This window comes from Epilithonimonas xixisoli (assembly GCF_004365655.1).
In the GTDB taxonomy this organism is placed as follows: Bacteria; Bacteroidota; Bacteroidia; order Flavobacteriales; family Weeksellaceae; genus Epilithonimonas; species Epilithonimonas xixisoli.
This window is the reverse complement of sequence record NZ_SOEO01000001.1, coordinates 677,012-693,054: the sequence shown is the minus strand read 5'-3', so window position 1 is coordinate 693,054 and position 16,043 is coordinate 677,012. Positions and strand designations below refer to the sequence as shown.

Sequence of the window (16,043 nt, the reverse complement as noted above, 5' to 3'; positions counted from 1 at the left end):
TTTAGTTTTTAAATTCTTCAAGTCTTATCTCACCACTCATCAGTTTTGGCAATAATTCATCACGGGTTTTTGTGAGGGTTTGTATCTGAATGTTATTAGTTTGTATTTTAACAAATTTACTTTTAACCAACTCATCAAATTTTATGATTTTATTTTTATCTGCAGGAATAATTAATTCGAAACCATTAAGAAACGCATTAAGATTTAGATTTTTTATACCTGTAGTACCATTTTCCCAATTAAAGAAAATTCTTCTATTGTATAAATTGTCAAAAAGAGAATACAAAAAATAAGTATATTCAATCTTACTTGGTCTAATTATTCTGCAAAAATTGACACAAGTCATTGGTAATTTTGAGTTTTGAATAATGATATCGTTGATATACATTACTCTGCCTGTAGATTGATTTTCTGTTCCGCCACTAATTTCTATTACAATATCTCCATTGATAAGCTTGCATTTTTCCAATTTTGATTTTTTTAAAAATCTGATAGGTGCTTTTTCAGGAGTTCCCATTTTCATATCTGGTAAATCGGTTCCTCTTAAACAAAGTGTTTTTTGGTCAAATTCATCCTCAATATCTTCCTTGCCGTAGTCTCCTCCTAATGAAATTTCTATAAAATCATTTATCTTTGCAGTTTTCCACCCTTCAGGCAACTCATCCCCAACCTGATATTTCCCAAACCATTCTTTAAAAACCGTTTGCGCCAAAGCTTCAAGAGTTTTGTTTTGTGCTTGTAGCAATTCTATTTTATCATCAAAAGAAGTAAGGATTTGGGCGATGGATTTTTGTTCTTTTATATCAGAAGGAACTATTATTTCAATTTGATTTAAAAGCCCTTGTGTTAACAGTGGTTGCGCTCCTCCAATAGCAATTCTATTTAAATTTTCATTTAATAAAAAATAATAAAGAAATCTAATTTCAGAATTTTCATTTGATTTTATTCCTAACGCATTATCTGAAAGCCAAAATTTATTCTCTTCATAATAAACACACCCACAATAAGCACCAACTCTACCAACAATTACTGTTGCATTTTCATAATTGTAACTATCGGCATAATCTAAAATACCATTTCCTCCATATACAGGAAACAAACCTTGTTTCTTAGGTCTTGATTTTCCACTTGAAATATTAATTACATTACCTAAAGTAGTCTCTATCCAACCTTCCGGTATCTTTTTCACTTCCATCATAATGCAAACCCAATTTTAGCCAACTGTTTTGCAATCTCATCATTCAGTTGCACTTCTTTGTCCATTTGTTCCTTAAGCGTAGTGGTTAATTCCTGCATTTTGTCGGCAAACAAAACACCATCATCTTCTACATCAGTAATGCCTACATATCGCCCTGGGGTCAATACGTGGCTGTGCTTTTCTATTTCGTCAAGCGTAGCACTCATGCAGAAGCCCTTTCTGTTTTCATAATTTTCACCTTTGCGCCAATTATGGTAAGTTTCTGTAATTAAGTCAATATCCTCATCTGCCAAATCACGGTGCACACGGTCTTTCATAAAGCCCATTTCACTGGCATCAATAAACAATACTTCTCTGTGATGTTGAGTTTTCTCACGACGCATAATCCATATACAAGCGGGTATGCCTGTGTTGTAAAACAGTTGCTTTGGGAGCGCTACAATACATTCTACCAAATCATTGGTAATCAGGTTTTTTCTAATCTCGCCTTCGCCAGAAGTATTACTGCTAAGCGAACCGTTAGATAACACAGTTGCCATTACGCCACGAGGCGATAGGTGATACAGCATATGTTGCAACCAACCGTAGTTGGCATTCCCGCTTGGAGGTACACCATATTTCCAACGACCATCTTCCTGCAAGATATTTACACCCCACTCACTTTGGTTAAAAGGTGGGTTGGCAAGAATAAAGTCGGCTTTCAAATCTGGGTGTACATCTTTCAGGAAAGTTCCTTCTGTATTCCAAGCTACAAACTTAGAGTTGATGTTGCGTATCGCCAAGTTCATTTTAGATAGCTTCCAAGTTGTTTGGTTACTTTCCTGCCCATAAACAGTAATATCCTGAATATTCCCACGATGTTCTGTAACAAACTTCTCACTCATTACAAACATTCCACCACTGCCACTTGCCGGATCGTAGACTCTGCCTTTGTAAGGTTCTATCATTTCTACCATCAATTTAACAATTGATTTTGGGGTATAGAACTGTCCGCCTTTTTTACCTTCAGCATTGGCAAATTCTCCTAAGAAATATTCGTAGACTCTACCAAAAAGATCTTTTGACTTTTGGTTTTCTGCCTGCAACTCAGTATTAGAAATCAAGTCAATCAATTCGCCTAGAGATGTTTTGTCAAGATTGGCTTTTCCATACACCTGTGGCAAGACGTTTTTTAATTCTTTATTTTCACGCTCTATGGCGTCCATTGCCTCATCAATAGTTTGTCCTACATTTGGCAACTTAGCATTGGCGTGGATGTGACTCCATCGAGCTTCTTTTGGAACAAAGAAAATATTAGCAGCAATATATTCGTCTCGATCTTCGGGATCGGAATATTCGTCCGCTCTCAATTTGTCGTGTAACTCGGTAAAAGATTCTGAAATATATTTTAGAAAGATAAGCCCCAATACAACGTGCTTGTATTCTGCTGCATCTATATTCTTACGCAATTTGTCTGCGGCTTTAAACAGTTTTTGTTCAAAAGTACTGTTATCGGTTTTTGCCATTTAATATTTTTAATTAATTATGATAATTCGCTTATTCTTTTAAAAAATAAGGCGGTGTCTCTTAAAGTTCTTTCTTCATTTTCAGTTATACCATCTGGGTGAAAATGCATAACATTATTTCTTATACCTCTTACTTCGTGTAATCTTTTTGCAAAAGTAGTTCTATCAATTTTAAGTTTTAATTTTTCCCATTTTGTAGGATTCTCAATTATTCTTGTATATTCTCCAAAAGTCAAATCTGAAATAGAATTTATATCTGTGTTATTATCAGGAGAGCTTGCAAATTTTCGAAGTTCATCTAAGGTAAACTTACCATCTAAAATAATTCTTATATGATTTTCAATTTCTTTTAATAATAAAAATGGTTCTGTCAATTTTAAATAATGCTGATTAATATCTGTTGCGGTTACAATGCCACATATACATTTTTCATTATTTCTTATAATTACAACCTCACTTTCAATCACTTTTTTTATTGCTTCAAATAAAGGTTTATCATATTCAATGACTTCATAATTCTTGGACATAAAGTCTTTCACCGTTTTTCCATTCTGCTTATGAATTAATGCTTCGCCAATTGATTTCCATGTTAACATTCCATCAATATCTCTATCATTATTCATTACAGGCAATTGAGAGTAATCATTTATCATCATTACTGTTATAGCTTCAGATAAATCAGCATCTCGTTTTATTATCAAAGGTTTAGTATTAGCTGAAGGTAAAAAACTGATTCTATTGACAGGATCATAATTCTTTAGATTTTTATCATCTTTATGAATTCTTGCCTTTACCTTATGTTTGAGCACAACCGTTGAGTACAAATATACATCTTCGTAATGTGGTATTACTTCTAAATTATTCTTATCCAAAAAACTATTGATATACCAAGTATTACCACTTGTTCTTTTCTCACAATTAAAATAATTTAAAAGTTCCTTAGGAGTCATTTCATATTGAGAATCATTTTTATTAATATCTTCAAGGATATCTAAAAATCGTTGTGTAGCCATATTATTAGTTTTTCAATTCCAAATATAGCCAAAAAACCACATCCCAATAATACGGTTTTCCGTACTCCAATAACAAATCTTTATTTAATGAGAGTAATCTTGATTCTCGCCTCTTCCCTCTTGATTCTTTGTTATTGCCTCTTTTTCCTTTCTTCCTCTTGGGCTTCATCCCACCACCCATCTTCAAATCCATTTTGTTTTCGCCACAGAGCTTCGTCTCCACGCTGGATATAGCCCGTCCACTCAAACCAAAGCCCTGTCCATTCATGATAATGAAGTTCAAGATCTGCCCAGTTGTCAAAATACTGGCTGACGGGCGAATTTTCATAAGAACGGTCTTCCCAGATCCCACTGCCCTTCTTCACTTCGATTTCTCTTACAAAATTATGAAATTCAAAAACCAGATACCCGCCATGCTTATCCTTTTCCATCTTAATAGCTTTCAGCTTAAAAAGATTGAGTGCAAGACCACCATGTTCATAGACCATAACGTTAAGTTTAAAAAATGAATAGATAATTAGAAAAATTAAGGAGAATTAAGAGACAACAGCTTCATTCCATGCATCAACCCAGATTTTGAAATCCGCTTCCAAAGCTCCAATATCTTCGTAATATTGCGAAAAAGGCTCATTTCGATAAGAGCCATCCAACAATTCATCGGTTTCATCCTTAAGGACAGCAATGATGGCGTTGTCAAACTCGAAGACCAGATAACCACCTTCTTCTGTCTTTTCTATCCTGATGACTTTCAGGCTGTAAAGATTAACCGCAAGACCATTATGTTGATATATCATGACTTTTTGAGTTTAAAAAGTTCTTGTAATCTAATTCAATCAGTTGACCATTGGCACCCCTTCCAAAACATAAGTTGAAATTATCGGTTAAGCCCTATTTAATTGATATAAATTTAAAAAAATATCCATTGATACAATAGTTTTAAAAAAAATAATTCAAATAAAATAACTATTTAAATAACATCAAATAATTTTATACGTCAAAATGCCTTTAACTAGAACATTTATAAAAAATATAATCTTTTGAAATAAAATTAAAACCAAAATTATTCTTTGTTTTAAATTTAATTATTAACTTTATTTCTCCAAAAATCAAATAGTATGAAAAAACAACTACAATCGGAAGAGGCTAAAAAAATAGCACTTTCCAGTTTAGATTATGGACATCCAATTAATTTGGAAGACATAGACCTCACAAAAGATGTCTATGATGACAAGCAGGTAGCCGAGATTTTCAGAATCTCCTACCGAACGCTGGTAAACCACAGGAAGAAAGGTCTGATCTCCTACTTCAAAATGGGAAGCAAAACCTTATACCTCAAAAAAATTTTGATGCTCGACATCCTAAAAATCTACAACGATTAAAATGTAACCACCCTCCAAGCAGACTACAGAGTCTGCTTTTTTTAATTCCAACACACATCAATTCACCTACTCAACCTCATCCACCGCTTTCCTGAAACCTATTCCCCTCCTCTGGAGGGGAGGCAATTCGCCATAGCGAATTGACGGGGGTGGTTAATTCCCACCGACACCTCACCCATCGAACAGTCATCGAACATACCATATACACAGCATAAACAAAACATTTACAAAAGTCAAAAAACAGATAAACAACAATCTTAAAAATAATCATTAACAACTATTCTGTAACAAAGAATCGTTGCAGCAATCTGCAAATGATGGCAATATAGGATCAATAAAATGCTACTACAAGAATAATTAGGTATTGTTTGGCAAAGTCGGTCATATAGGTCGTATGGATCAAAATTCTACCCAACTTTACATCATTAACCCTTAAAAATAAATACCATGGGTAAACTTTATGACTCCCTACTTTCAGGCACCTCAGGACGCACAGGACGTATAGTGGTAGCCAATGTCTTTGGAAACGAGTACACCAAGATTCGACCAAGAAAAAGAACCAAAGAGCCGAGTGCAAAACAGAAGCTCATTCAAGACAGGATGATCAACTGCGCAACATTTATGCAGTCGTACCGAAGCTATGCTTGTCATTATTTCGGACACCGCATGGGAATGAAGTCGTCATACAATTTGGCAATGACCAATCTGCTGAGCAACTTCAACATTGATTATGTGGCAAATACCATCACGCCACACTATCCGGGCATATTCTTCTCAAAAGGGAATTTGCTCGGAGTCATTGGCAATCCCTTGGCACTTCCTACAGCGGCAACATTGGACATTTCTTGGCAGGACAATTCAGGTGGCAACGTTCTGCGCGAAGCGGATCTGGCTCAGATTCTCATTGCCGCAGAGGATGATCTCAACACTTTGTTTATAGAAAATGCGTGTATGCGACAGGATGCGACATACCAAGTCACACTCCCCGCGCATCTGCAGGGCAAACAGCTCCATGTATGGCTGGCTTTCAAAAACGAAGATGAAACAAACGCTTGCAACTCCCTCTACCTGGGAAGCATTTAAAATCAAAACAAAAGCACAGAACACTCTGTGCTTTTGTCTTTTTTATGTTCAGAAATCGAGGCATTGATTCACACATCCCAATCTGGATCACTCTATATTTAATGTTTAATGGCACTTCTAATTCGCCAACTCACTCTCAATCCCTGCCTCTTTCAAAATCTTTTGCAATTCGCGGATGTAGGTGATGACCTGCGTGTCAGTTTCGGAAACAAAGGTCATTCGGGTGGTGAAGAGGCTGTTGCGACTGGATGTTCCATTTTTCAGGTCAATGCGCATCGTACCACCGTAGCCACCGACTTTGGGATTGGATTTCACCGAGCGAAAGACCACTTTTTCGATGTCTTCTATTTTGTATTTTTTAAAAAGCAAATTGTTCACGATGAGGTAACCGTCTTTGATGAGGAATGGATGCACCTTCACATTGCGGAATAAAAATGAGAGGGCATACACCAGAATCACCGCACCGAAGATCATCCAATAGGACTTGTACCATTCATTGTTGCTGTCGGTCACGGCTTTTAGGATGGTGTCGCCCTCTGCCTCGGTGATCTTGTTGTTTCTGCTAAGCGCTCTGATGGCGTCTGTCCCCAAGGGGTCAGTACCCGCCAAAGATTTGAGGGCATTGGTATCTTTGATTTCATAAATCGAGGTAGGCATCAACTGGGAACTGCCGAGGTCATCAAAATAGAAATAGCGGTTACCAGCCTGCCAAACACTGCCTTTGTAAGAATCGGGGTGGCTGATCTTTCTGAGACTAGAAGCCTGCACACCTTTGAGCGCCAAGAGGTGGGTGGTTCTGCTCTGCAAACCGCTCTTTCTGCCCCACTGTTCGGTGGCCTTCAAAAAATAAACTTTGTTGCCACTGCTCCACACATCGGGTGCCAGCTCCTTAAACTGGTTGTCTGCAAACGGGTTATCGCCTGCCCGCACCACTTTTTCAGCTTCGGTGTCGTAGAAATAAAGTCCGTCTTTGGACACGAATAGGGCTTGGTAGGCATGTTCCAGATTGATTCCCAACTGTCGGTAGGGCGCTTTGGATTCGTCAAACGCTTGCCCATCCACATAGACCATTCCGTTTTGAGGATTGATGAGATAGGCACTTCGGGACGGCATATCGCCCTCAATGCCCAGCTGATGGATCTTGTCATTATAATTCAATGGCAGTTGATCATTCTGATAATAGACATTTTTGCCGTCTGTGAAATAGGCATCGCTGTCCCGCACATCGCCATCCCAATACTGGGTTTTGATTGGGCGGATGGTGTTGGGATTGGAAGCGTTCAGTTCCTGGCCTTTGAAAAAAGCAACTTCATCATTGACGGCGATGGCAAAGCCCTGCCCGGAACGGTATGCCCTGCCATCAGGAAGTTTCTTGAATGGATACCAGTAATTTTGTGGTTTGCCCGCAAGTCCCAGACCCTGCGCGCCCAACCGGATGATAAAGCCGACGGCGCTGAGAGATTCATTTTTCTCAGAGTTGCGGGCACAGTAGTAAGTGGTGTTGCCATCGGTGTAATAATTGTTACCAATGACTCTCAGCTTGGCAGGGTCTAAACCTTCCAAAATCATATTCCCGGCATAGACGTGCTTGCGGTCATAGCCGATGTGAGCATCTGCATAAGTGTCTGGAATGGTCTTGAAACTGGCGGGATCGGCGTCTATGACTTCATAATCACCATTGCTCGGCACCGAGGCGTAGATCTTTCCCTCGAAGCGGGTGAAAACACCGTTGAGGTCGGTTTTGTCGGCACCGTAGCCTATGGGATCGCCCTTGTCTGAAAGCGAGATGAACATCACCGCAAACATCATCACGAAAACAAAAAGAAACAATCCGTAAAACAGGTAACGAAATTTGTAGAGCATAGTGGAAGTTATTAGTTGGTTTGAGGGTAGCAAAGGGGTTGCCAAAATTTATTGGGGATTTGTGAAATTGTGGCTCTGTCGATTTATTAAGGTAAAATCTGACGATTTTGGTTTGTTTTGTGGTGCTTCGAGAGCCTCAGCAGGACAATGTGGTGGGAATTTGATTTTAATTTATTCAGAAAGTGTAATGTGTTTTTATTGATTAATCAGTGAATGTTTTGGGAAATTGAATGAGATGGATGACATTGGCGGTGAATTTGCTGGATTATTGGTACAAATTATAAAACTATGAGAAATCTGCTCGTTGTGCTTGCTGTTGCAAGCAGTGGTCTTGGATATGGTCAAAAAAAGAAACCTGCCAAAATTCTCCCGCCACCACCTATCGTAATGCCTAAAAAAGTTGAACCACCACAAAGTCTAGCCATACAAGACGATGCCAAAAAGTGTTTTGTGTATGTGAATGAAGTCACGAAAGATTCGATGGTGAATGTGACGGAGAATCTGCTGGAATATTTTCCTTCTGGAAGCAATGCCCGAATGGTCATCACCACCTACCAGTACGATCCCGAAGTAAAAAAGAAATTGAGTGGCTCTGGCGAAACGCTTGCGCAAACCCAGCAATTGCAGTTCATAGAAGGAAAATACACCATTGAAAAAGGAACTTTGACGATGACACCCAACAAAAAGGATCAATTTGAGCCCCGCCGATTCAAGCTTGTGAACAAGACGAAAACGCAGACCCTTCTCCATCTGAAAGACGAACAGAATCACCTCTACAAAAAAGGGAAATGTCTGGAACCGATGATTAGTATGTAAAAAACTTCAAACTACTGAAATCATTAGTAAAAACAATACCCCAAATCTTTCCTTATGAAAAAACTAATCTTTAAATTCTGGGGAGCGAATGTTTTGTTCAGCATCGTTCTATTCATAATTTATCGTTTGGTGATTTCTGAAAGAGATTATGACAGCGACACTTGGTTTGACACGGTGATGAATATCCTAGACATTCTTATCAATCTTGGTTATTCGCTCGCTTTTCTCATTGGAATGTTGATTGGTTCGCTCACCTTTTTTCTTAATTTGATTGATGAGATTAGAAACCGATATTATTTATCACTGTTGAGTTTTGTCGCAATTCCAATTGGTGTGGTGGTTTTTGCTTTGATGGCAAGCTTAGATTTGTATTCTGCGGGGAGTCATATTTTTACGACGTTTCTTGTTTGTGCAGTTGTTTATTTGATTTTTAACGGGGTTCAATTTTTAGTGTTTCGGAAGCGGATTGGGGCAATATATGAAACCAAATAGAAACATAATTCTAGAATCCTTTATTATAAAATTTAAAACTCAAACAATGAGAATCTCTTTTTTATTTATTTTAATCTTAATTTCCATCAATGCATTTTCCCAAAAGAAAGAAGCTGATATTTGGTCTGGGAATTACAGCGTGCATCCCAACAACGATGCAGTGATACAAGATACATTGGTGATTTCACGTTCTAAAGATTTGAAGCCAGATGATGTGCCTGCAAAGCTTGAAGCAGACTTGGCGAGATGGACTATTGGTTCCAAAAGGGACGCGAAGAAAGATGAGATCCTGGTCAGACGGTTTTTGCAGAGTGAGGAAGATTATGAGTACAAGGAATTCGGATGGACTGCGCTTCACAAAGCAGGCAAAATGAACTGCATCGACGGCGGGCATTTCTTCATCTGCCAAACAGAACCCAACTCTACCGTTGAACCGAAAGGCGAGAAACCTTTTAAAACGGAAAGTGGCATCTTTGGGATTTGGCTTCACTATGGTTTGGTGACGCTGAAGAAAATTAAATAATGAAGAAGATTCACACAACCATATTTCCGATGATTAGAAAGTTTATCATTATTAGTTTAATGGGATTTTCCATTTTTGCCAATGCGCAAACCCAAACTTCGAAGAGTTCATTCACGGCTTTGGTTCGGGAAGAAAATGGGGATTTGAATGGCGATGGATTGGCGGATAAAGTTACCATCACAATGGATACCGCTAACGTCACCAGACCTTTGCAACTGGAGATTTTCTTTCAGCAAAAGGATTCGAAGTACAAGTTAGTAACTTCCTCTACAAAACTTCTAACGCCACAATATCACAAGGATGGGAAATACGCTGGGAATGTGATTCCAGACATTGAAATCGATAATGGCATTTTGAAAATATTAACCGAACGAAACGGTAATCATTCGCAACATCAATTCAAATTTCAGAGTGGGAATTTTGAACTGATTCATTATTTTAATGTGATCTGGGATGGAAAAAACACGACGACGGAAACCAAGTTTGATTTGGTCACAGGAAATTATTCTGTGGAATCTCAGCAATTGGGTTCTGATGAAGTCACAGTCTTGGAAAAGAAAAAAATAATGGTGAAGCCGTTACCGAAACTTCAGGGTTTTGTGCCGTTTGAAAATCAATTGTATTAAAATATGACTGTTGCGCAGAAACTTAAAATCCTAAAATTCATCAATATTCTGTTGGTTATCTTTTTGATTCCGATTCTGTTGATTTACTTGTTGCTCATCATTCCGGAATATTCTGCTTGTAATGATGCGATGTTTGAGGGCGAAAAAGGAATTGATATTTGGGGAAGTACAATTGACTGTGATGCGGAATCAAGGGCTTTTTCGGAAGCGTTTTTTCAGATGTTTTCGATGATTGCGGGCGGAATCTCGTTGGTTATGATTTTAATTAATATCTTGTATTTTAAATTAAAAAACACTTAGAAATAATTTGATCAATGATGAAAAACACGATTTTAATAAGTTTAATTCTAATGCTTTTTGCGCCATTTCATAAAGCTCAGACCTTGAAAAACTGCTCCGATTGCGCTACAAGGCTCATTAAACCAGAACAAATCAGTGAACTGAATCTGGAAGAAATCCGCATCCTGACCAACGAAATCTACGCCCGAAACGGCTACGAATTTGAGAATGGAAGATTCCAAGAATACTTCGAATCCAAACCTTGGTACAGCAACAAGAAAAACAACAAAAGCATCAGTCTCAACGCCATCGAAAAGCAAAATACCACATTGCTCCAATCCAGAACCAAAATCCTGAAAGCGGAAAAAGATCTCATCATCAATCAATTAAAATCTTTTAAAGCTTTGGTTCTTGCCGACAAAACCAATGAGCTGAAAACACAATTCAACTTTACATATAATCCTCAAGATGGAAAAGAAAATTCAAAGCTTTTGAAGGAAGTGTTTTCGAAAATTAATCTGGATGATGTTAATTATTACAAAAACAAAGGCCTGCATTCCGTAAAAGTGGACAACGGCTTTGTGCAAATCCTTTATGAAGTGTCTTTGGAAGATCAATCCGTGAATCTGTACTACAACTATATGACGCATTCCAAAATCATTGAGGGTTTTGACGAGTTCTCGGACTATCATTCGGAAACTGAGTTTATGTACAACTGGCAATTTGAATTGAAAAACAAGCGACTGGAATTCATACGATTGGTGATTGCAGGTTAAAATTTTTCCCCAGCCCTAAAGGGAGAAATTTAGTCGGGCTAAAAATTTAAATAAAAACACAATGAGAATCTTATTCATTTTAATCATCACAGCAAGCACAATTTTCAGTTGCAAAGACAAACCAGAGCCGGTAGAAACGCCGAAGTCTGAAAAGAAAGATTCAATCAAAATTGAAACTAAGGACGACTTAGAAACCATCAAAAAAGTCGGTTCTTCCTTCTACGATTGGTATTTTAAAAACGAATTTGATGAGTATGACATCGTCAAAAACAAAGATGGAAAAGCACTTTTGGACACTGCAACTTATTTCAAAAAATTGAGAAGTATTGGAACAATCTCGGAGAAATTCATCCATAAAGAAAAAGAAAGACTTTTGACTTGCTCCAAGTTTTTGGCGACCAAATATTATGACGACTATAATTCTGCCGACGCTTATGACTTTGCTGATTACTGTCCGGATTTGTATTATATGTACTGGATTAAAAGTCAGGAAAGACCAAACAATTTCTCGGTAAAAAACATCAAGCAAATTGATGAAAATAATGCTTCAATTGACATTTATCTGAATTATGGAGGAAAAGATGAACCACTTTCCAAAGTCATTTTGCAGAAAGAAAACAACCATTGGAAAATCATCGACATCCAATTCATCAATCGGGAAGAATCGCCAGCGGTTTCGAAAACCATTCCCGGAAATTGGAACAATGGGATGGTCATTTTGCATATTAGCGATGACGGTCTTGCGTTCGAATACCACGGGCAATGTATGTACTTCTACCCGATTCGCAAAATCAGTGAGACGGAATTTGAGATGATTTGGGCGCGAGAAATGGACTGTAAATTTGATAACGGGACAAACGAAACTTTTGGACTGAAAAAAGTGCCTGTGATTGGCAAGCCATTTGCAAAGTTCACGCTGAGAAATAACGTTCTGCAGGCGACTTATTACTATCCCGAGTGGGTGAAAAAATATACAGAGAAAGTACAAGATAATGTGTTTACGGCAGATTATTTTAAGAATGAGGTTTTGTAAGATTTAATACTTAAGTCACTCTAGAGCCCTTAATACTTTGATTTCAAGTTCCATTAAGTTTGAAAATAAACGATTTTTATGATGAAAAAACACAAACGATTTTTACGGATTGGATTTATTTTAATGTTTACCTTTTCAAGCTTTGTGAAGGCTCAGGCTTATGATCAGGAGCTTGCTTTCAAAGGCAAGGTGAAGACGATGACGGTGGAAAAAAAGAACGCCAGCGATAAAAATAAAAAACTAAAAAGCGTTTACGAATACGATCAAAATCAGAGAAAACTGAAGGAAATTTCGCCTTACAACTCCAACACCGATTACTTCTACCTCATCAAATCTGACCAAAAACCAGCTTTAAAAAAATGGTACCGAACTGACAATTCCAAAGAACAAAGCATCGAGATCGAAGATAAAAACAAGGCTGGACAAATGCTTCTGAGTGGGAACTACAAAGATGGAAACTGGCTTTATTATTACATCCACGATTACACAGCAAAACTTCACAAAATCAGATGGTTCAACGATGGCGAGATCTATCTGGAGAAAACGGAGGAAACGATGGATCTGAGCAAATACAATATTCCAGCAGGATTTGTCCCTTTTGACTGGGACCGAAACCGCTCGTCTGGCATCATTAAAAAAAGCAGAGATTACACATCCAATCAATACGAACACAATGTCGTTTTTGAATTTGTAGAGAAAAACAATCCGAAAAACCGCGTCACTTTCCAGTACAACGGTGCTGATGTTTATGATGCCGGAAAAGGCTATTGGCATCGGTTTGAAGATGGTAAAAAGATTGAGGAACGCTATATTTATAGAGTCAATGACATTTCAGATTTTGGGCACCGCTATGTTTACAATGCCGATGGAAAGCTGAAAAGCGACCATTATGGCTACTTCAATCAATTGCCCAATCAATTTCTGCAAAGGAATCTCTACACGTACAACGATAATGGCGACTGCATCAAAAGAACGGAAGATAGCGATCGTGGTAAAACTTACATCACCCATTTCAAATACACCTACGACGACAATAAAAACTGGACGAGCCAAACGTCTCTGTACGAAGACGGTTCTGGAAGCACGATCAAACGTAGTTTCACTTATTATAAACCAGGAGAATCTGAACTGAAAAACTCACTGTCGGAAACCGTTTACGATCAATATTTGCAAGAACTGAGAGCCTACAAAGCTGTTGCAGAAAAGCAATTTCAGAATTACAATCTGGCAAAATCTAAAAAAGAAAATGCGCCGACGGACAAAACCAATTACCGGGAATTGCACTCCAAAAATTGGAAAGATTTCTTGCCAAAAGGACAAAAATCTGACACCATCACGACTGGCGACCTCAACAAAGACGGATTGGAAGACCTCGTGATGGTCTATCAACCAGAAAAACTCTTGAAAAAAGAGAACAGTCCGGAAAGAACTTTGAGAATTTTATTAAAACAAAGTGACGGAAATTATCAGTTGGTGGCAGAAAGCAAAGGCGCTGTGGCAGGCGAAAGTATGAACAATATCTATTTCTCTGGCTTGGAAATCAAAAAAGGTTTGCTCATCATCAACCACGACTATATCCGCGGTGGATCTGTGCACAAATACCGCTATCAAAATGGTGGCTTTTATTTGATTGGTGTGGAAAGCAGAACGGGTGACGCATCCTATTATTCCGGCATCGATTACAATCTGAGTACGGGGAAATACATCTCAACTTATGAGAATTGGGACAATAATAAAGATCTACCAAAATCCAACAAAAAGGAAGGCATTAAAAAACCGATGAATTTGCCCAATATTGAAACTTTCGATATCTACTCTTTGGAATTTGATGGTCATTATTTGTAATCAATTATTTTAAATTAAAAACCAAATTATGAGAAAACTATTTGCTTTTCTATTATTCATATTTTTCTTTGTTAATGCTTATTCTCAGGAGCAAAATGAGTTTCTGCTGAATAAAGTTTTGACGCAACTGAAACTTAATAAAAAAGATATTCACGAGCCGTTGTTTAGGTCTAAGGTTTTGCCTAATAAAAATTCCAATAGCGTTTTGGTCATTCCCAAATATAACATTAATGAAACTAATGAATACGGACATAATTTCTTTGTTTTTGATGCTTACATCGTTGTGGCTGACAATGCAACGGGAAAAATTCTCAGCAAATATGTAGAAAAAGAAGCGTGGACTTCTGACGCAATGGTTCTCTCGGAAATCACGATTGATACAGGACTTTATCAGCTTAATGAAAAAGATAGAGCCTTTGGAATCCGTGTGAGTTACAGAGGAAGCAGTAATCCGAATCCTTATTATTACTCGGATTTATCTTTGTTTATCGTTCAGAATAATCTAATGAAAAGAGTCTTGAAAAATTACCAGATCGACAGAGCCGGTGGTGAATGGGACACAAGATGTGCAGGCGAATTTGATGAAAGCACTGGAAGTATTGATCTTGATAAAAACACAACGAATGGTTTTAAAAATCTAATCATTAAAAGTAAAATAAAACACACAAAAAGTTTTCTGATCGGTGACAATTGTGAAGAGAAAGTGACGACTAAAAACAGCATCAAGTACTTGAAATTCAACGGAAAGGAATACAAATAAATAAAACAAAATGAGAAAGAAACTCACGTTATTTACATTCATTATTCTTGTGCTGATTCTAATTGGCGCGTTGTCTTACACGGCTTTGCTTTCCGAAACAAATTCCGGCAATCCAACTCCTGAGCTAACAAAAATATTTTCAAAATCAGAAACTTACAAAAGCGAGGATAAAAGAACCAACACGCATCTAAAACTCGATTACAAAGATTCTACTTACACGTATCACGAGAAATACATTATGAAGCCAGGCGATGACGTAGGTTATGAAACAGAATCCAAAGGTCGATTCAAAATGGACAAGGACACTTTGATTTTATATTCGGATATGCCAGACAATTCTCAATTGGATTATGACACGCACAGACTGACGCCCGAGGAAATATCGAAAAACAAATTCTCCTACATCTATCCGATTGATGAAAAAGCGAATCAAAATCAGGTGAAAATCTACTTTGACAATATTGCAGACATTGAAGATTACAAAGCTTTCACCATCATCAACAATCAATTAAAATCATTAAAAATAATCGAGCGAAAAGAGTTGGAAGAATCGAAATTGGTGACAACCAAAGATGGTAATTTCTTTCTCTTTCATTACTTGATTATTGAAAAACCGGCGAATAATCAATTGCTAATCACAGGTTTGAGAAGTGAAAGTTTCCTTTTTGATTTTAACAAAATCCCTTACTCATCTTTCCACTTTTTCACGAGAGTTTATTGGGGTTTTGCAGATTTTACAGGCCTCAAATTTCAGAAAACCGACGAGACTTTGAAACGGATTCTCAATCCCAATGACAAGCGCTACGAATTCAGCGATGCGTTGAACAGCAATTTCATTAAACAATAAAATTT

General features: G+C 37.5%; 18 protein-coding genes. 12 read left to right on the top strand and 6 right to left on the bottom strand.

The features are described 5' to 3' along the window. Position 1: 1 nt before the first annotated feature. From B0I22_RS03245 to B0I22_RS03225, 5 genes are all read right to left on the bottom strand, one after another. Positions 2–1,198 carry a restriction endonuclease subunit S gene (locus tag B0I22_RS03245; protein WP_133943224.1) on the bottom strand — a complete coding sequence of 399 codons (1,197 nt, stop codon included), beginning with the start codon at positions 1,196–1,198 and terminating at the stop codon, positions 2–4. After that, complete coding sequence (locus tag B0I22_RS03240) at positions 1,195–2,703, bottom strand: type I restriction-modification system subunit M (protein WP_133943223.1); 1,509 nt, start codon at positions 2,701–2,703, stop codon at positions 1,195–1,197. Before B0I22_RS03240 ends, B0I22_RS03245 begins: the two co-directional genes overlap by 4 nt. A gap of 17 nt (positions 2,704–2,720) precedes the next feature. Beyond that, complete coding sequence (locus B0I22_RS03235; protein ID WP_133943222.1) at positions 2,721–3,716, bottom strand: CBS domain-containing anti-phage protein; 996 nt, start codon at positions 3,714–3,716, stop codon at positions 2,721–2,723. A 131-nt stretch (positions 3,717–3,847) separates the two neighbouring features. Then, positions 3,848–4,204: a hypothetical protein gene (locus B0I22_RS03230; RefSeq protein ID WP_133943221.1), complete on the bottom strand. Its 357-nt coding sequence runs from the start codon at positions 4,202–4,204 to the stop codon at positions 3,848–3,850. A 48-nt stretch (positions 4,205–4,252) separates the two neighbouring features. Next, positions 4,253–4,510, bottom strand: a complete 258-nt coding sequence (locus tag B0I22_RS03225; RefSeq protein WP_133943219.1) for a hypothetical protein — start codon at positions 4,508–4,510, stop codon at positions 4,253–4,255. Between the two features lie 321 nt (positions 4,511–4,831). On the opposite strand from B0I22_RS03225, the gene B0I22_RS03220 reads away from it, so the two are divergent. Together B0I22_RS03220 and B0I22_RS03215 are read left to right on the top strand one after the other, a co-directional pair. Continuing rightward, positions 4,832–5,095, top strand: a complete 264-nt coding sequence (locus B0I22_RS03220; RefSeq protein WP_133943218.1) for a helix-turn-helix domain-containing protein — start codon at positions 4,832–4,834, stop codon at positions 5,093–5,095. 447 nt (positions 5,096–5,542) lie between these two features. Continuing rightward, complete coding sequence (locus B0I22_RS03215; RefSeq protein WP_133943216.1) at positions 5,543–6,178, top strand: DUF6266 family protein; 636 nt, start codon at positions 5,543–5,545, stop codon at positions 6,176–6,178. A gap of 117 nt (positions 6,179–6,295) precedes the next feature. Here B0I22_RS03215 and B0I22_RS03210 read toward each other — a convergent pair whose 3' ends face one another. Continuing rightward, the gene (locus B0I22_RS03210) at positions 6,296–8,041 is read right to left on the bottom strand and encodes a DKNYY domain-containing protein (protein ID WP_133943215.1); all 1,746 of its coding nucleotides are present in this window, start codon (positions 8,039–8,041) and stop codon (positions 6,296–6,298) included. A 288-nt stretch (positions 8,042–8,329) separates the two neighbouring features. On the opposite strand from B0I22_RS03210, the gene B0I22_RS03205 reads away from it, so the two are divergent. The 10 genes from B0I22_RS03205 to B0I22_RS03160 all read left to right on the top strand — a co-directional run bounded on the left by B0I22_RS03205 (position 8,330) and on the right by B0I22_RS03160 (position 16,038). Next, positions 8,330–8,857, top strand: coding sequence for a hypothetical protein (locus B0I22_RS03205; RefSeq protein ID WP_133943213.1), 528 nt, complete (start codon positions 8,330–8,332; stop codon positions 8,855–8,857). A 54-nt stretch (positions 8,858–8,911) separates the two neighbouring features. Next, the gene (locus tag B0I22_RS03200; protein WP_133943212.1) at positions 8,912–9,349 is read left to right on the top strand and encodes a hypothetical protein; all 438 of its coding nucleotides are present in this window, start codon (positions 8,912–8,914) and stop codon (positions 9,347–9,349) included. Between the two features lie 46 nt (positions 9,350–9,395). After that, complete coding sequence (locus B0I22_RS03195) at positions 9,396–9,872, top strand: phosphate ABC transporter permease (RefSeq protein WP_133943210.1); 477 nt, start codon at positions 9,396–9,398, stop codon at positions 9,870–9,872. Continuing rightward, a complete protein-coding gene (locus B0I22_RS03190; protein WP_133943209.1) occupies positions 9,872–10,498 on the top strand; it encodes a hypothetical protein in 627 nt (208 codons plus the stop codon). The genes B0I22_RS03195 and B0I22_RS03190 overlap by 1 nt, the downstream gene beginning before the upstream one ends. Before the next feature lie 3 nt (positions 10,499–10,501). Continuing rightward, a complete protein-coding gene (locus tag B0I22_RS03185; RefSeq protein ID WP_133943207.1) occupies positions 10,502–10,798 on the top strand; it encodes a hypothetical protein in 297 nt (98 codons plus the stop codon). Between the two features lie 14 nt (positions 10,799–10,812). Beyond that, on the top strand, positions 10,813–11,553 hold the full coding sequence (locus tag B0I22_RS03180) for a YARHG domain-containing protein (protein ID WP_133943206.1): 741 nt from the start codon (positions 10,813–10,815) through the stop codon (positions 11,551–11,553). A 61-nt stretch (positions 11,554–11,614) separates the two neighbouring features. Continuing rightward, positions 11,615–12,586 (top strand): hypothetical protein, encoded by a 972-nt coding sequence (locus tag B0I22_RS03175; protein ID WP_133943204.1) that lies wholly within the window; start codon positions 11,615–11,617, stop codon positions 12,584–12,586. A gap of 78 nt (positions 12,587–12,664) precedes the next feature. Next, on the top strand, positions 12,665–14,431 hold the full coding sequence (locus B0I22_RS03170) for a hypothetical protein (protein ID WP_166668167.1): 1,767 nt from the start codon (positions 12,665–12,667) through the stop codon (positions 14,429–14,431). Positions 14,432–14,459: 28 nt separating this feature from the next. Continuing rightward, on the top strand, positions 14,460–15,191 hold the full coding sequence (locus B0I22_RS03165; protein ID WP_246022131.1) for a PA3715 family protein: 732 nt from the start codon (positions 14,460–14,462) through the stop codon (positions 15,189–15,191). Positions 15,192–15,201: 10 nt separating this feature from the next. Beyond that, positions 15,202–16,038 (top strand): hypothetical protein, encoded by an 837-nt coding sequence (locus B0I22_RS03160; protein ID WP_133943201.1) that lies wholly within the window; start codon positions 15,202–15,204, stop codon positions 16,036–16,038. Positions 16,039–16,043: the final 5 nt, after the last annotated feature.

Coding starts and splice junctions, on each gene's coding strand:
- B0I22_RS03245 (WP_133943224.1), bottom strand. CDS start 1,198: ATGATGGAAGTGAAAAAGATACCGGAAGGTTGGATAGAGACTACTTTA.
- B0I22_RS03240 (WP_133943223.1), bottom strand. CDS start 2,703: ATGGCAAAAACCGATAACAGTACTTTTGAACAAAAACTGTTTAAAGCC.
- B0I22_RS03235 (WP_133943222.1), bottom strand. CDS start 3,716: ATGGCTACACAACGATTTTTAGATATCCTTGAAGATATTAATAAAAAT.
- B0I22_RS03230 (WP_133943221.1), bottom strand. CDS start 4,204: ATGGTCTATGAACATGGTGGTCTTGCACTCAATCTTTTTAAGCTGAAA.
- B0I22_RS03225 (WP_133943219.1), bottom strand. CDS start 4,510: ATGATATATCAACATAATGGTCTTGCGGTTAATCTTTACAGCCTGAAA.
- B0I22_RS03220 (WP_133943218.1), top strand. CDS start 4,832: ATGAAAAAACAACTACAATCGGAAGAGGCTAAAAAAATAGCACTTTCC.
- B0I22_RS03215 (WP_133943216.1), top strand. CDS start 5,543: ATGGGTAAACTTTATGACTCCCTACTTTCAGGCACCTCAGGACGCACA.
- B0I22_RS03210 (WP_133943215.1), bottom strand. CDS start 8,041: ATGCTCTACAAATTTCGTTACCTGTTTTACGGATTGTTTCTTTTTGTT.
- B0I22_RS03205 (WP_133943213.1), top strand. CDS start 8,330: ATGAGAAATCTGCTCGTTGTGCTTGCTGTTGCAAGCAGTGGTCTTGGA.
- B0I22_RS03200 (WP_133943212.1), top strand. CDS start 8,912: ATGAAAAAACTAATCTTTAAATTCTGGGGAGCGAATGTTTTGTTCAGC.
- B0I22_RS03195 (WP_133943210.1), top strand. CDS start 9,396: ATGAGAATCTCTTTTTTATTTATTTTAATCTTAATTTCCATCAATGCA.
- B0I22_RS03190 (WP_133943209.1), top strand. CDS start 9,872: ATGAAGAAGATTCACACAACCATATTTCCGATGATTAGAAAGTTTATC.
- B0I22_RS03185 (WP_133943207.1), top strand. CDS start 10,502: ATGACTGTTGCGCAGAAACTTAAAATCCTAAAATTCATCAATATTCTG.
- B0I22_RS03180 (WP_133943206.1), top strand. CDS start 10,813: ATGATGAAAAACACGATTTTAATAAGTTTAATTCTAATGCTTTTTGCG.
- B0I22_RS03175 (WP_133943204.1), top strand. CDS start 11,615: ATGAGAATCTTATTCATTTTAATCATCACAGCAAGCACAATTTTCAGT.
- B0I22_RS03170 (WP_166668167.1), top strand. CDS start 12,665: ATGATGAAAAAACACAAACGATTTTTACGGATTGGATTTATTTTAATG.
- B0I22_RS03165 (WP_246022131.1), top strand. CDS start 14,460: ATGAGAAAACTATTTGCTTTTCTATTATTCATATTTTTCTTTGTTAAT.
- B0I22_RS03160 (WP_133943201.1), top strand. CDS start 15,202: ATGAGAAAGAAACTCACGTTATTTACATTCATTATTCTTGTGCTGATT.